The sequence below is a fragment of the Paraburkholderia sp. BL23I1N1 genome, assembly GCF_003610295.1.
Lineage (GTDB): Bacteria > Pseudomonadota > Gammaproteobacteria > Burkholderiales > Burkholderiaceae > Paraburkholderia.
Window position 1 is genome coordinate 5,160,641 of record NZ_RAPV01000001.1, and the last position, 15,491, is coordinate 5,176,131.

Annotated in this window: 12 protein-coding genes and 1 pseudogene; 11 read left to right on the forward strand and 2 right to left on the reverse strand. The window is 58.7% G+C overall.

What is annotated here, in order from left to right; genetic code table 11:
- Window positions 1–14: 14 nt before the first annotated feature.
- Window positions 15–554, reverse strand: a pseudogene (locus B0G76_RS44005) (DDE-type integrase/transposase/recombinase); the annotation flags it as partial.
- A gap of 170 nt (window positions 555–724) precedes the next feature.
- On the opposite strand from B0G76_RS44005, the gene B0G76_RS24150 reads away from it, so the two are divergent.
- The 5 genes from B0G76_RS24150 to B0G76_RS24170 all read left to right on the forward strand — a co-directional run bounded on the left by B0G76_RS24150 (window position 725) and on the right by B0G76_RS24170 (window position 7,566).
- Window positions 725–2,317 (forward strand): FAD-dependent monooxygenase, encoded by a 1,593-nt coding sequence (locus B0G76_RS24150; RefSeq protein WP_259460699.1) that lies wholly within the window; start codon window positions 725–727, stop codon window positions 2,315–2,317.
- Between the two features lie 22 nt (window positions 2,318–2,339).
- Window positions 2,340–3,302, forward strand: a complete 963-nt coding sequence (locus B0G76_RS24155) for a VOC family protein (protein ID WP_120294767.1) — start codon at window positions 2,340–2,342, stop codon at window positions 3,300–3,302.
- Entirely contained in the window at window positions 3,299–4,162 is an 864-nt protein-coding gene (locus B0G76_RS24160) for a fumarylacetoacetate hydrolase family protein (RefSeq protein ID WP_120294768.1), read from the forward strand. The genes B0G76_RS24155 and B0G76_RS24160 overlap by 4 nt, the downstream gene beginning before the upstream one ends.
- Window positions 4,163–4,496: 334 nt before the next feature.
- On the forward strand, window positions 4,497–5,633 hold the full coding sequence (locus B0G76_RS24165) for a porin (RefSeq protein ID WP_120294769.1): 1,137 nt from the start codon (window positions 4,497–4,499) through the stop codon (window positions 5,631–5,633).
- A 352-nt stretch (window positions 5,634–5,985) separates the two neighbouring features.
- Complete coding sequence (locus B0G76_RS24170; RefSeq protein ID WP_120294770.1) at window positions 5,986–7,566, forward strand: methyl-accepting chemotaxis protein; 1,581 nt, start codon at window positions 5,986–5,988, stop codon at window positions 7,564–7,566.
- Window positions 7,567–8,027: 461 nt separating this feature from the next.
- Here B0G76_RS24170 and B0G76_RS24175 read toward each other — a convergent pair whose 3' ends face one another.
- Window positions 8,028–8,906, reverse strand: a complete 879-nt coding sequence (locus B0G76_RS24175; RefSeq protein ID WP_120294771.1) for an IclR family transcriptional regulator — start codon at window positions 8,904–8,906, stop codon at window positions 8,028–8,030.
- A gap of 918 nt (window positions 8,907–9,824) precedes the next feature.
- On the opposite strand from B0G76_RS24175, the gene B0G76_RS24180 reads away from it, so the two are divergent.
- The 6 genes from B0G76_RS24180 to B0G76_RS24205 all read left to right on the forward strand — a co-directional run bounded on the left by B0G76_RS24180 (window position 9,825) and on the right by B0G76_RS24205 (window position 15,446).
- Window positions 9,825–10,868, forward strand: a complete 1,044-nt coding sequence (locus tag B0G76_RS24180) for a homogentisate 1,2-dioxygenase (protein WP_120294772.1) — start codon at window positions 9,825–9,827, stop codon at window positions 10,866–10,868.
- Between the two features lie 135 nt (window positions 10,869–11,003).
- The gene (locus tag B0G76_RS24185; RefSeq protein ID WP_120294773.1) at window positions 11,004–11,954 is read left to right on the forward strand and encodes a 3-keto-5-aminohexanoate cleavage protein; all 951 of its coding nucleotides are present in this window, start codon (window positions 11,004–11,006) and stop codon (window positions 11,952–11,954) included.
- Between the two features lie 81 nt (window positions 11,955–12,035).
- Window positions 12,036–12,413: a nuclear transport factor 2 family protein gene (locus B0G76_RS24190; protein WP_120294774.1), complete on the forward strand. Its 378-nt coding sequence runs from the start codon at window positions 12,036–12,038 to the stop codon at window positions 12,411–12,413.
- Between the two features lie 20 nt (window positions 12,414–12,433).
- The gene (locus tag B0G76_RS24195; protein ID WP_120294775.1) at window positions 12,434–13,201 is read left to right on the forward strand and encodes an SDR family NAD(P)-dependent oxidoreductase; all 768 of its coding nucleotides are present in this window, start codon (window positions 12,434–12,436) and stop codon (window positions 13,199–13,201) included.
- A 44-nt stretch (window positions 13,202–13,245) separates the two neighbouring features.
- On the forward strand, window positions 13,246–14,022 hold the full coding sequence (locus B0G76_RS24200; RefSeq protein WP_120296745.1) for an SDR family NAD(P)-dependent oxidoreductase: 777 nt from the start codon (window positions 13,246–13,248) through the stop codon (window positions 14,020–14,022).
- A gap of 239 nt (window positions 14,023–14,261) precedes the next feature.
- Window positions 14,262–15,446, forward strand: a complete 1,185-nt coding sequence (locus B0G76_RS24205) for an OmpP1/FadL family transporter (protein ID WP_120294776.1) — start codon at window positions 14,262–14,264, stop codon at window positions 15,444–15,446.
- The last annotated feature ends 45 nt before the right edge of the window (window positions 15,447–15,491 follow it).

A 15,491-nucleotide genomic window follows, 5' to 3' on the forward strand; every position in this document is an offset into this window, starting at 1 on the left:
ATTATCAGGACTGCTTACATTGCCAGACAGTAGAATTTCCGGGCGATCGATGGCTTGAGTTTGCCTGCGCCTTTCATCTGCATCTTGGCGATCGTATGCATCAGTTCAATGCGGCTCAACAAGACGCGCGCACAACGAGAATCCTTGAATCCCGGCATGGATCGGGTACGGTGCTTGATCGCCCGATGGTTTCGTTCTACGATCTTGTTGAGATACTTGGCCTGCCGGGTCTCGGTGGGCATCTCAACCTCGGGGTTCATGGAGTGCGGCGGCCAGATTGGCACCCTTCTTGTCGATGGTTACGGGGTCGGGCGCGCCATTCTGGTCGATGCCATTCTCGATGTGCCGTCGGGCCGCTTCCTCGTCCCGCTTGACTCGCAGCAGGAAGTCGACCGTGCCGCCGGCCTTGTCGACAAGCCGGTGAGGTACTTTCATGTGCCATGGACCTTCGCATACGTTGCGGCCATCCGCCAGCTCTTGGCGGCCCGGCGCTTGCAGCGGCCGAACGCCTTTTCAACGCACCGGCAGAAACTCGATGGCAACCGGTGCACAGTCCTACGTGTAGAGCTTCTCTCTGGCGATCGTCCGGGGTGATGCTTATCCGCGATCAATCGATCGATTCTGCCATCTTCCGACATCGCGGCATGCTGTCTTACATTCGTCTCCAACGACACTTGGAGACAGAGTTATGAATGCTAGCGAGCCGCATCCGCGGGAACCTCGCGTGTTGATCGTTGGCGCTGGGCCGGTCGGCCTGGCACTTGCTATAGAGCTCGGTCAACGCTCGGTTCCTTGCTTGGTGATCGAGCGCAACGAGCGCGGCGGACATGCGGCACGCGCCAAGACGACCAATGTCAGAACACGCGAGCATTTGCGTCGCTGGGGAATCGCAGACCAGCTGCGAGCTGCTTCGCCGCTCGGAGTCGATTACCCGTCGAACGTGGTGTTCTGCACCCGGCTGGCGGGCCACGAGCTAGCGCGCTTCGAGAACGCCAATTACTGTATGCCCGGACGTAACCCCCTGTACTCGGAACATGCCCAATGGGTTCCACAGTACACGCTGGAGCGAGTGTTGCGCGAGCATGCCCAGTCGCTGCCGGGTGTCACCCTGCGCTTCAACTGTGAGCTCGTCGGGTTCGAACAGGACGGTGATGGCGTTCTGGCGGAGATCAACCACCGGGACACGCGCGAAAAGTTGCGGGTCGACTACCTCGTTGGTGCTGACGGAGCACGCAGCACCGTGCGCGACGCTATCGGCGCGCGCATGGAGGGCGAGTATGGACTCTCGCGCAACTACAACATCGTCTTCCGCGCGCCAGGCCTTGCGCAAGCGCATCGCCATGGGCCAGCCATCATGTACTGGCAGGTCAACGACGACGCGCCGAGTCTGATTGGTCCAATGGACAGTGACGACAGGTGGTTCTTCATGCCGACCAAGGTGCCAGCATCGATGCGGCCCGAGGACCTGGATGCCCGTGCACTTATTGCCCGCGCCACTGGCATCGACCTGCCTTACGAGGTGCTTAGCACGGACGAATGGGTGGCCAGTCGGCTCATCGCGGACCGCTACAGGAGGGGTCGCGTTTTTCTCGCAGGGGACGCCTGCCACCTGCACCCGCCGTTCGGCGGCTACGGTATGAACATGGGGATCGCCGACGGGGTGGATCTCGGCTGGAAACTCGCCGCGGTACTGCAGGGCTGGGGCGGAGAGCGCCTGCTCGAAAGTTACGAGACGGAACGCCGTCCGGTGCACGAATACGTTCTCGACGAGGCGGTGGCTAACCACGCGACGCTCGGCAACCAGCTCGCGACAGTCGGGCTCGACGACGACAGTGCCGAAGGGGCGCGCCTGCGGCGGGAAGTAGGCGAGCGCATCCGTGCCGCGAAACTGCGTGAGTTTGCCACCCTTGGCGTGGTCCTTGGCTACCGCTACGAGGAGTCGCCGGTCATCGTGCCCGACGGCACACCACCTCCAGTGCGCGACTTTGTGAACTACGTACCGACCTCACGACCGGGACATCTCGCGCCACACGCCTGGTTGCACGATGGCCGTTCGTTATACGACTGCTTCGGTGCCGGTCTGACACTGCTCGCCTCGCGCGAGGTGGCTGCGCCGGTGCTCGCCGAAGCGATGCGGCAGGCTCAGGCGTGCGGGATCCCGTTGACGGTCATTCGCCCTGAAGAGGGAGGTGTCGCAGCGATGTATCCCTGCGCCTTCACCTTGATCCGCCCGGACCAGCATGTGGCCTGGCGCAGTGATGTCTGGCCCGCCGACGGCGCAACGCTGTTGCGTCAGCTTACTGGCCAGTCGCATTGAGAAAGCGAAAAGGAAAGATTCCATGACCGATCCTCGCAGCCTTCGCCGTACCGGTGCAGTAGGCGTGCACTCGGTGAACCGGTTCGTGTTCTCGGTGCCTGATCTTGACGAGGCGGAGCACTTCTACCGGACTTTCGGGCTTGACGTGCATCGCCGAGGCGAGCGTCTCGATCTCCACGCCTTCGGGCATCCGCACGTCTGGGGTTCGGTGCATGCGAGTGGCGCAGTCAAGAAGCTCGAGTATGTGAGCTACGGTATCGATGCCGACAACCTGGGTATCTTCCGCGAGCGAATCGAGCACCGCGGAATTGCCTGTCCGCCGCACCCGCTGTCCGATGGTACCGGCTTGTGGATGCGCAATCCAGACGGCACGCCAGTGCAGATTGTGGTTGCGCCCAAGGTCTCGCCGAGTGTGAAATGCCGCCATACGCCACGCGTCGAAGTGCCCAGCGGTCGCGGTGCCGCACCGGCGCGCAGCCTGGTTTCCCAGGTGCGCCCGCGCGCGATGTCGCATGTTCTGTTCTTCACGCCTGACGTGAAGCGCATGGTCACCTTTTCCACCCACGTGCTCGGGATGCGCCTGTCGGACCATTCCGGGGACGTCATCGCCTTCCTGCACGGCGTGCATGGCAGCGATCACCACCTGGTCGCCTTCGCGAAATCGCGTGCGCCGGGGCTGCACCACTCTAGCTGGGACGTAGGCAGCATTGACGATGTCGGGTCGGGCGCTGAGCAGATGCGTGTTGCGGGCTATGACCGCGGGTGGGGCTTGGGTCGTCATGTGCTTGGCTCCAACTACTTCCACTACGTGCGAGACCCCTGGGGTAGCTACGCTGAGTATTCGTTCGACATCGACTTCATTCCTCACGACGTCGACTGGCCGGCCACCGACCATCCGCCTCACGACTCGCTTTATGTCTGGGGCCCCGCACTGCCGGATGACTTCATCACCAATTATGAGACGACTAACGGAGACGCCACATGAGATTCATTGCTTTCAGAAACGACCAGGGACAACCGGCACTCGGCCTTCGCGAGGGGGACACCCTTGTCGACCTCACCGCACTCGGGGGGCCGCAAAGTTTGGACATACTGCTCCGTCAGGGCGAGGCCGGTCTGCAGGCAGTGCGAGAACTTGCCTCGCGTGCCACCGAGCGACGGCCACTGACGGGGTTGGAGTACCTGCCGCCGGTGCTCAACCCGGCAAAGGCATTCGCTATCGGCCTGAACTACAAGGATCATGCGGCAGAAAGTAACTTTGAGCCGCCCAAACATCCGGTGGTATTCCAACGCTACCCATCGTCGTGGGTCGCTCACGGCAAGCCGCTTGTACGCCCCCATGTGTCAGTCCAGTTCGACTATGAAGCTGAGTTCGTCGCGGTGATCGGCAAGCCCGGCCGCTACATCCCGAAGGAGCGCGCCCTGGAGCACGTGGCCGGCTACTCGCTGTTTAACGACGGCTCGGTGCGCGATTACCAGCTCCGTACCAACCAGTGGATGCTGGGAAAGAATTTTGACGACTCCGGTTCGTTCGGCCCCGAGTTCGTCACCGCCGACGAGCTGCCGCCCGGTGCCAACGGCCTGGAACTCAGGTGCCGACTGAACGGGGACACGCTGCAAAGCGCGAACACTGCTGACATGATCTTCGACGTCGCCACGTTGGTGGCGGCCTGCTCCGATGCAATGCTGCTGCAGCCGGGAGACATCATCATCACCGGCACCCCGTCGGGAGTTGGCCTCGCGCGCACGCCGCAGGTCTGGATGAAGGATGGCGATGTTTGCGAGGTCGAGGTCGAAGGCATTGGCGTTCTGAGAAATCCGGTCATTGATGAGCACGTTTCCTAGATCATCATTGCGCGCCATGCCCCGAAAGGACAACTGCAGCTTGGGAGAACCCAAACGTGGCCGTGATTGACCAATCAGATCTAAATGCCCGGATGGGCAGGCCATTCGATCGATAGCCTGGTCATCCGCGCTTGGTATCTAATAGCATTCCTCACGATTATTTGTGAGGTCGAAGGAGTGCGGACGATTGAAGTGGTCAGAGCTTCCGCAAACGTCGTCTGGTAGTAAGGATGTTAAGTGGCGAGGGCTTCTTGGTGGCCTTGATTCGCATGCGCGACGAAGGCGCATGTCGGCCAACCAACGGAAATCAAATAAACGAAAACAGGAGACAGGTATGGACAACATCAAATACAGCACTTTGCTCGGTTTTGCAGTATGTGCGACGCTGTTCGCCACGGCATCACACGCCCAGAGCGTTACGCTCTATGGGATCGTCGATACCGGAATCGAATACGTGAACCATGCAAATTCGAGCGGTCGGTCGGTCATACGTATGCCGGGGACGACAGGGGAACTCCCCTCTCGCTGGGGCCTGAAGGGGAACGAGCCTCTGGGTGCAGGCTACAGCGCTATTTTTACGTTGGAGAGCGGATTTGCGCTTCCCACTGGAGTCTCCAACCAGGGCGGTCGACTGTTTGGCCGGCAGGCCTACGTTGGCATTGACGCTCCTTGGGGAACATTGACGTTGGGCCGACAGTACTCCATGTCTTTTTGGGGGAACATTCCGGCAGATCTGATCGGAACGGACATCTACGGGATCGGAACGTTAGACGCCTGGCTCGCCAATTTACGCAGTGATAATACGGTCGCATATCGAGGCAAATTCGGCGCGTTCAATTTCGGAGGTACCTATTCTTTTGGTCGCGACGCATCTCCTGGCACCGCATCCAACACGCCGGGCCAAGCTTCCTGCGCAGGAAGTATTCCAGGCGATGCCAGCGCATGTCGCGAATGGTCCGTTATGGCGAAGTACGATAAGGGTACGTGGAACGTGGGGGCGACGTATGACCGCCAATATGGTGGGCCTGCTTCATCGGTCGCGGTTTTTAATGGCCTTCCGGCGGTCCCGTTAGTCAAGAGCAGCGACTACGATGGGCGACTGATTTTCGATGGTTACGCGCGTCTAGGGAATCTGTCGCTTGGTGCATTATGGATTGCCCGGCGCGTCGTGGCGGCGCAGCGTGTGTCCTCCGACCAGGTCGCGCTCGAAGCTGCCTATCAGCTCTCGCCGGCGCTGTTTGTAGATGGATTGGTGCAGCGTATTGTCAACACCCAGCAGGACACAAGAGCGACAACGGAGATGATACGCATGACGTACTTGCTGTCAGTCCGCACGGCGATCTACGCACAGACGGCATTTCTGCAGAACAGCAAAAACGCTGCCTACTCCGTTAGCGGAGGCGGCCTCTCTACGCCAGCCAAGGGCATGAATCAGGTTGGTGCAATGATTGGCCTCCGACATTCATTTTGAAGTTGTCGTGAACACGTCGGCGGTAGCCGGCTCTGGGCCAGTCTCCAAGCCACGCCGCCGTCGTGTTCCAACAATCATGGCCGTCGCATGAAGCCGCTATTCGCGCGTTTCTTTGACGTTGTGGCTCGTTAAAAGGTCAGCGTTCGATCAATGTGGGACGCAGCGCGGGGGCAGCGATGCAGGTGAAGGTCCTTTCGCTGTCCGAGCGCTTATCGGTGAACGCCTCACCGTCACTGCTCTGGCTCGCCCAAGGCGGCCGCACTTAACTTCATATGAGCCAAACCTTCAGCGAAGTCTTAAGCGCCGAGTTCCGAATACGCTTCCACATACATCTGAATCGCAAGGGGCAAACGTGAACGGCTTTGCACAGAGCATCAAATTCAAGATCATTCTTGCGTTCGGCATTTGCGTGACCCTGATGGCCGGGATCGGTCTTTTCGGCATATTTGGGCTTGCGAGACTGAATTCGAACATGAGCGAGTCGTATTCAGGCAACACGGTTCACATTGCTGATCTTGCAGAAGTGCGCGTCGCCCAGCTGGATCTGGGCCTCCAGATCCGGCGGATTCAGGTCTTCCGTGATCTCCATCAGACGAAGGCAGGCATCGAAGCAATCCGTGCGGATCTGGCGCGCATCGACAAGGCATGGAATGACTACTACTCCGGCGGAATTTCCAGCGACAAGGAAAACGAAATCGCAGCGAGGGTCAAGAATATTCAGCCGCAGTTCAGGGCGGCACTGGACGAAGCGTTGGCGGCGATGGATGCGGGTAACTACGATGCTGCCGTCCCAATTGTGAACAGGCTGGGACCAATTGCCGGACCCTTGAATGACGCGCTGGGGGAGGATGCCGCCTTTAACCTTGTTCGGGCAAGGCAGTTTGCAGATGCAAGCGGAGCGACGTTCAGAACGATTCTCGCGATCGCCATCGCGCTGGTCTGTCTGGGCGTCGTTGTGGCAATTGGGGCGTCGATGTATCTACTGCAGGCAATTTCGAATCCGCTTAATAAGGCTCTTGGCATTGCAAGCGACATCGCCGACGGTGAATTGGAGCATCGGATCGACATCGTATCGCGCGACGAGTTTGGGCGGTTGCTGGAAGCGTTGAAGAAGATGGACCGGCAACTTGGCGACACCGTTCGAGGAATAAAGGCGAGCACCGAATCAGTCAGGCTGGCGTCGCGCGAGATCGCCATCGGCAATACCGATCTGTCTGCCCGCACGGAGGAGCAGGCCGCCTCGCTCGAAGAGACTGCGGCGACCATGACACAATTGACCGAGACAGTAAAGCGGAACGCCGAAAATGCACGACACGCCAATGGGCTGGCGACACGCGCCTCCGATATTGCAGACGTTGGCAATGAATCGGTGCAGAGCATGGTCGGAACGATCGAAAAAATCAGTAGTGGTTCGAGCAAGATTTCCGAAATCACAAGCGTCATCGAAGGCATTGCGTTTCAGACCAACATCCTCGCGCTGAATGCCGCTGTCGAGGCGGCCCGCGCGGGTGAGCAAGGGCGTGGTTTCGCCGTGGTGGCAAGCGAGGTCCGCAGCCTCGCTCAGCGTTCTGCGGCCGCCGCGAGGGAGATTAAGGCATTGATTGGCTCGTCCGTAACGATGATTCGGGACGGCGCGAAACAGGCTATCGAGGTCGGTGCCACGATAAGCGAAGTGAGGCAAGCGATCAGGCAGGTTTCCGACATTGTCGGCGAAATTTCTGCGGCTTCCGAGGAGCAGAGCCGGGGCATCGAGCAGGTCAATCAGGCCGTTGGCGAGATGGACGAGGTTACGCAGCAGAATGCTGCCCTCGTTGAACAGGCCGCCGCAGCAGCCGAGTCTCTCACGGAGCAGGCGACGCGGCTCGGCGTAGCTGTATCAGTATTCAAGCTAGCTGGTGAGGAGGCGGTGGCGTCGCGGACGCCGGAACATTGACCGCGCGGCAAACACATACAATGCGGAGAAACTTGCACGCACAGTTCTTAGACGGCTGTGCGCGGCCAAACCCGCCAGGTTACCCAACGATGTTGGATTCCGCGAGCGGACGATCGGCTTCAGACCCGTCAGGCAGCTTTGATTAGGGAAGTCGTTGCCTTGCTATCGCTAGGGGATACTCGATGATTGGTGATTCAGTTCGCAAAATACGTTGGCAACTTCCTGCTCATCGAAAGGCACCCTCATCGAACGCATCGCTGATCACTCTGTGAGCCGGACCGACGAACGGTTACCTTGAAACGTCGCTCTATACATACTCCCTAGCGCTTCGATCTCGTTCGCTAGCGGTCGATCCTCGCACACATCAACATAATCCGCGAAGATTAGATCGAATGCTTACGCCACTACATATGCGCGGGGTCCTTTGCGGGGCGGCTTAGTCAACAGCATTGTCTGCATCGTTATTTCACAAGACTGGACGCAACGCGTTCCGCCCCGTCGATCACCAATTCGGACAGGCGCCGAACCTGTTTCGGGTTCATCCGCGTCACTGGCGTTGAAATACCCAGCGCCGCAACGAGTCCGCGAGTCGGATGACGAATTGCGGTGGCCACTGAGCACACGCCCGACTGGCTTTCCTCGAAGTTGGTCGCGTAACCTCGCTTGCGAACTTCGTCGAGTTCTTCCTCCAGCGCCAGCCACTGGGTGATTGTATTGCTGGTGAACGATTGAAGCGGACCGCGAGGGTACATGGCGCGCACGGATTCAATCGGCAGTTCGGCCAATATGGCTTTGCCTGCGCTGGAGGCGTAAGCAGCGAACACTTTCCCCACTGGCACGGACACTCGCAGCGCCTGGCTGCTTTCGATGGCGTCGATATAGCGAACGTTACCGTCCTCGAAAATAGCCAACTGAACGGTCTCTCCAGTCTCAGCGGCCAACTCTTCGAGAACCGGGCGGGCAATTGTCCGGATGTCCATTCGTTGAACGGCCGCCAAACCAACTTCGACAAGCGCGTTGCCAGGTTTGTAGATTCGCGACACAGGGTCTTGCGTTACGAAACCGTGATAGACGAGCATCGCCAACAGGCGATGGACGGTGGAATGGCCAACGCCGAGCTCCTCTTTCGCGTCCGAAAGGCGAATCTGGCTAGTGCGGCGAAACATAAGAAGAAGCCGAAGCACATTGTTGACCGATTCCAGCATGTAGCGAGGCGCTGGCGACTGCGATGTTGCTGATTCGTCTGTCGAATCTGTATCGGCAACCTGTTGCTCCTCAACAAGTTTCTGTGTGGCAGAAACCCGGTCAATTTTGCGCGTTGTACTTTGGAAGTCAGACATATAGTTGGTACCCGTGCATGTAAGCCGAAGTTAGTTCCAGAGATGATATACGCTCCGCGCGAAACTTCGTCAACGGCCATCTCAGTCACCTCCGGTTTTGCCTAAAAAATATAGATAAATCAAATGGATAAGAAATTATTGAAGCCGCTCGCGAGGTGGGGCGCTACCATCTTCGCCCGGGCGACCCAGCCGTTTTCGTTTCGTAATGGCCAGGAGCTGTTTCTTCAGAGAAGAAATGATTTCTGAAAGTGCTTGACGTTTTTTGTCTTCTTGCAGAAAATAGTTTCTGAGATGTGGAAATGTGACCATTCACGGTCGATGCCACACTGGCGCACATGACATACAAGCAACGCGCCTGATCAGGAGGCGAAGATGTGTAGGAGACAAAGCCGGCGGCACCTTGCGGACCGCGGCCTTCATCTATCGGAAGCAACCTTGCCCGGAATCCGGGCAGAAGGTGCTATGGCGGTCCCTGTGTCCGTTCAGGCGCAGCGTCTCAATGCACTTGATGCGGGCGCCGTTGAATCTGGCGCGGCCCGATGCCGTTCCCATTCCCGGAAAATCACGGCTCAATTACCGGCGCGGGCAAGCGGCCCCTCGTATGCCGCAGCAATCAGCGTTGGTAAATTGTCCAGCACCGACTTAATGAGCCACGCGGTTGGTATGTCCGCGCGGGCGGGCGTGCGTCCTGCGTCGTTCACCGCGCCGCGCACAGCTAATTGTGACGACGCAACGAGTACCCCTTCAAAGCGGCACAGCAGTGTGGCCCCGAGATGTTATCAACACGGGCGAAACGCATCTTCGAACAGGCGATCTGGTGCGGCATGCGTCCTTGGACGCGCGGAATCGATGCGCTGATTAAATGAACCGTCACGTGAGCAACGAACTTGCGAGTCGACGAACCAAGGAGATAATTAAATGACGGACGAAACAAAAGTCGGCAAACCCGCCGCACAACTCTGGACGCGCGAAGGTTTCGGCGGGCCGCTATCGGTCGTGACACGTCCCACTTATGGCCCGGATTATCTGTCAGTGGAGGGTAAGCATGCGCCGCGCCGCTCAGTGCTAAACCGGATGACTCCGCGCGATAACGATGATGTTGATGCACTGCCTTCTGTCGTGGCGAGCTCGAAACTTGGTGTGCGTGTCCTGGTATCCGGGCGTCGCAAACCGATGCCGTTTGTGGTGCGCAACGCCGAGGCCGATGAGATCCATTTTGTCCAGACGGGAACAGTCAGGTTCGACACAGATGTCGGCAGCCTGACGGCGGAAGAGGGCGATTTTGTCTGCATTCCACGAGCCGTTGCCTACCGGTTCGGGCCTGTCGGGGAGTCAATGCGCAGCGTGATTATTGAAAGTCCGTCGGCCATCAGCCTGACCCCACCTGCACCGTTCGGCATGATCAACTTCGCGCGCGACGTCAAGTATGCCGAGATCAACGCCGACATCCCCGCGGGCGGACCTACGCGGTTGATCCTCAAGACAGCGGACGACGAACAGACAGTGTACCTGATGCCGCACGACCCGCTCGCAGTCAGCGGTCGAATGGCGGGAAACGCGCCTGTCTGGAAGCTCAACCTGACGAAGATCCAGGTTTTGACCTATCTGCCGGACGGCGGGCCGCCGAGTCCTTTCCTGTCGTCGACAAACGGTGAACTTCTGATGTTCAACCTCAGCGCACGCATCACAAATCGGCCCCCGGTCCATATCAACGCTGATTTCGACGAAATGGTCTGCTATGTGCGCGGCCCCGGGGCGTGGGGAGGCTGTACCGAAGCCGGAACGCTCACGTGGGTGCCGAAGGGGGTTGTCCATCACGGTCCGTCTGAAAATGTACCGGAAGGCTACCTCGCCTGGCTGATAGAAACGCGAGCGACGCTGCGCTGGACGCCTGAGGCCATCGCTACTTCTGAGTTGATGGAAACCGGTCAATACGGCCCGCATCCAAGCCTGCGCAAATGAGGTCGTGCGCGACGCGAGCCGTCGTGCTGACAGTACCGGATTAAATTCATTCGCCGTTGAACGGCTTAACGATGAAAGCCTGGATGAAATTAGTAGTCCTAGATGCTGGATTTTAACTTGAAAAGGAGTATTACCATGATTGAAAAACTTCCTCTGTGGGAAGCCGCCAAGCGTGAGATGGAAAACTACCAGTTTGTCGCCGACGCGGACACCCAACCGAAATGGGACGTTTCACCGAAGATCGCAATCAACGTTGCGGTCGCCGGGCGCTTCGATGATGGCAAGCCAACGTCGATCCAGAACTATGTTGACGAGGCCTCGCGAGTCATCGAAGGCGGGGCATGCGGAATCCATATTGACTTCACCTGGGTAACCGACGACAAGGGGCGCCGTCTCGATCGCGATCTGCCACCCGTCGAGGCATATTCGGCTGTTCTCGAGCCGTTGCGCGCGCGTTTCGGAAACGACTTCGTATCGAACCTCAACGTGCTTAACGGCACGAGCTTCGACGTGTGCGTAAGCCCCGCGCGCGAGGGGCTCGCGGAAGTGGCGCCGTGCGCCCCAGGACATCCGGAAGCGTTTGCCGTTCCTGCTGTGCAAGCGCTCGAGGAGGTCGGTGTCAAGCCGGAACTCGCCGTTCATAGCTCCGGCGAAATCGAACTTGCGAAACGGCGCTTCATCGATACCGGCATCCTCCAGAAGCCGTACAACTGGCTGATCCTTTATGGGCTGCCTTTCAATGTTGGCCGCACGCTCGTCTCCGGCACATGGGTGAGCAATGCTCAGGACATGACGCGCCACATGTTCCTGATGGTGGATCAGATCCGCCAGATCGACCCAACGTCTGTGATTACGGTGTGCGCTGCCGGTCGCGCCAGCCTGTACATGACCACGCTCGCAACGATGATGGGACTGCACGTGCGCGTCGGCACAGAAGATACGCCGTGGAAGCACCCGAACAGTGATGCCCGTCTCAAGGACAACCTCGAGATGTTCAACATGGCGAAGGATATTGCCGGGTTGCTGGGGCGTACCCCGGCCACCGCGAACGAATACCGCGCACTGATTGGCAAGCCTGCTCGCTGATAGCACGTGTGCAAGGCGCGTCCCCGGCGCCTTGCATCTGCACCAGAACTGAAAATTATACAAGGTCAAAAGGAGACACCCATGGCCACAGAAGTGACGTTGTCACCGTTCGAATTCGCTGCTTCGGTTTATGAAGCCTGCGATTCGATGGACGAAGAGCGGTTTGCTGCGTTCCTCGCCGAAGATTGCGTGTTCGTCTACGCGAATGCAGCACCCGTGATCGGCCGCGTGGCCGCAGCAGCATCTGTCAAGTCTTTCATGGCGTTGATTGCCCGGATCAAACACACATTGCTCGAAGTATGGCAGTGCGACGACGTGATCGTATCTCGCATGCAGGTGACCTACACGCGCAAGGATGGCACCACTCTTACGGTCCCGGCGATGACAACGTGGCGCATGCGCCAACGCGAGATCAGTGAGTACCTCATTTATGTCGACGTGTCGTCGCTCTTTACGTGACGACTCCAAGGAGACCCGGAATGCTAAATGAGCTGGAAGGTAAATCCATCGTCGTAACCGGCGGAGGCACTGGGATAGGGCGCGCGACGGCGCTCGCGTGCGCGGCGGCAGGAGCCCGAGTCGTCGTTGCCGACGTGAATCTCGAAGCGGGGCGGGACACGGTCTCGGTCATATCCGATCGGCGCGGAGAGGCGATTTTCATCCGTACGGATGTCTCGAAGGAGGAACAGGTCGAGTCCCTCGTGCGAGACACTCTGCAAGCGTTCGGCCGTCTCGACGGCGCCTTTAACAATGCAGGTCTTTCGCAGACCAATCTGCTGTTGCACGAACTAACCGCCGAACAATGGCACTGCATCCAGAGCGTCAATTACGACGGTGTGTTCTTTTGCATGAAGCATGAAATCCGCGCGATGCTGCGGTCCGGCAAGGGTTCAATCGTCAATGTCTCCTCTTCGCTCGGCCGCGTCGCCGTACCGCGCGCGGCTGAATACTGCGCCTCCAAGGGCGGGGTGCTCGCGATGACGAAGGGCGCTGCCGTCGACTATGGCGCACAGGGCATTCGCGTCAACGCTGTCCTTCCGGGCATCACCCGAACGCCAATGGTCGAATCGTTGGCCGCACAACCGCAGTTCGCCGAATTGTTGCCGCGGCTGGAAGCACGTCATGCATTGGGTCGACTTGGCTCGCCAGAAGAAATCGCGTCCGCCGCCGTGTGGTTGCTTTCTGACGCCTCCTCGTTCGTCACCGGGGCCGAACTGGCCGTCGATGGCGGCTACCTCGCTATGTAGCTCTGGTTAGATGTCCGCGCCACCGAAACTGAAGGGAGATGAATATGAATGAGACAGGCGGGAAGGGAAGGCTTGCTGGGAAGGTCTGCATCATAACGGGCACGGGCGGGAGCATGGGCAGAGCTGCTGCGCTGATGTTTGCGCGAGAGGGTGCCCGTGTCGTCGGGTGTGACGTATGTGAATCTTCCGCGCAACAGACGGTCGATCTCGTGCGTGCTGCCGGTGGTGACATGGTATCGATGCAGCCATGTGACCTCACTCGAAAGGAGGATTGTAAAAAACTTGTTGACCTTGCGGTCACGGCCTACGGGCAGCTCGACGTCCTGTTCAATAACGCCGCGATGGCCTGGTTTGCCCCGATCACCGAAATCAGTGACGATGACTGGTACAAGACGATTGATAATGAACTGCACCTTGTTTTCCAGTTGACGCGCGCGGCGTGGCCGGATCTCCTCCGAAGTTCCGGCTCAATCATCAGCACGGCATCGTGTTCGGCCTGGCAAACCTACGCGGCGTTGCCAGCGCTCGGGCACGCGGCCGCAAAGGGGGCGGTAGTCGCGATGACCCGCCAGCTTGCCCTCGAAGGAAGAAAGCACGGACTGCGTGCGAACTCAATTTCCCCGGGACTGATCGAAACGAACCAGACCCGTCAGCTACTTTCCGATCGCGCCTGGTCGGAAGCAATGATCGGCAAGATCATGCTGGGAAGGATGGGTCAACCGGAGGAGGTTGCAGCCGCCGCTTTGTTCCTTGCTTCGGACGAGAGTTCGTTCATTACAGGAACCGATCTTCGCGTTGACGGAGGGACGACCGCCTGGTGACGACTCGGGGAGCGCGGACATCGATAAGACGGAACTAAAAAAGGACGCCGTTCACAGAAACCGCGCTGCTGATTCATATGGCAAATCGATCCCGATATTCATAATTTAATTATTAGGTATCCATAACAATAAAAGTAAGGCATTGGATGAATTCAATGCCGATATAAAAAACAGGGCGATTGCCGCGCAGTGTTTCAGCGCGCGGTGAATTGAACCGATAACAGGGAAACGGAGACAGGATGGAACAGCGCAGGATCATTTCGCTAGCCTTGATGATTTCGGCCGGCATGGCGAACGTGTGTTTCGCAAGTACCGGCATTTACGCAACCGGCTACGGCACACGTGAGCAAGGGATGGGCGGCGTCGGCATCGCAACCGGCGAGTCGGCGCTTGCACCGGCAGAGAACCCCGCAGGCATCGCGTTTTCAGGTGACCGCCTGGATATTGGTGGCGGCCTGTTCTTCATCCACGGCGGGGCTCAGGACAACGGCGTCTCCTACAACGCGAAGACAGGCATCACGCCGATGCCCGAGTTCGGCTATGTGAAGTCGCTCTCACCTTCGCTCGTGTTCGGCGTGGCGTCGTGGGCGTCTGGTGCGTCAATGAGTTACAGGGCGCCCTATGGGGGTATCCCCGGAAATTCGAATACGTATTCGCAAGGTGTTTTTGTGCACATCGCGCCCACTATTGCGTACCGCTTCGGGGCTGAGAAGAACCATGCACTTGCGCTGTCCTTCGTCGGAGCGCTGTCGACTATCGATGTCGAAGGCATTCAGGGCCAAACGGGTCTGCCGAATCAGGGGCGAAACTGGACGCCCGGTTACGGGTTCAAGATCGGCTGGATGAGCCAGTTCACCTCCCAGCTGTCGATCGGCGCGTTCTATGCGTCAAAGGTTCAGTACATGCCCTGGCATAAATACGACCACATCTTTGCGGATGGAGGACGATTCGAAGAGCCGGAACAGTATGGCGTCGGCATCGCTTTCCGACCCACTCCCAAGTGGCTGCTTGGATTCGACTGGATCCGTTTCAACTATGCCAAGACACATGTGCTTGGCAACCCGGTGAATTTTAGCGTGCCGCTCGGAGACATCAATGGTTGCGGATTCGGATTCGCTAACACCAATGCTTACCGCTTTGGCGTGCAATACGAGTTGACCGACCGGATCACGGTGCGAGGCGGCCTCGAAATGACCGACCAGATCGTGACGCCGGACAGTACGGGATTCACGTTTCTAGCCCCTACGACGCTCAGGCGCACCTACACGGTCGGCGCTACGTATCGGATCGGCAAGCAATCGGAACTGTCGTTTGCTTATGCGATATCCCCGCGCGTGCAGGTCAATGGGACCGCGCAAAGCACAGGGACCAATCCGTATGCGCAGAACAACTTCGTTGCACTCACCTATACGAAGAAATTCTGACCTTGGACGAAGCCTGAATAGGCGAGTGCCTGACGCGAATCGGGA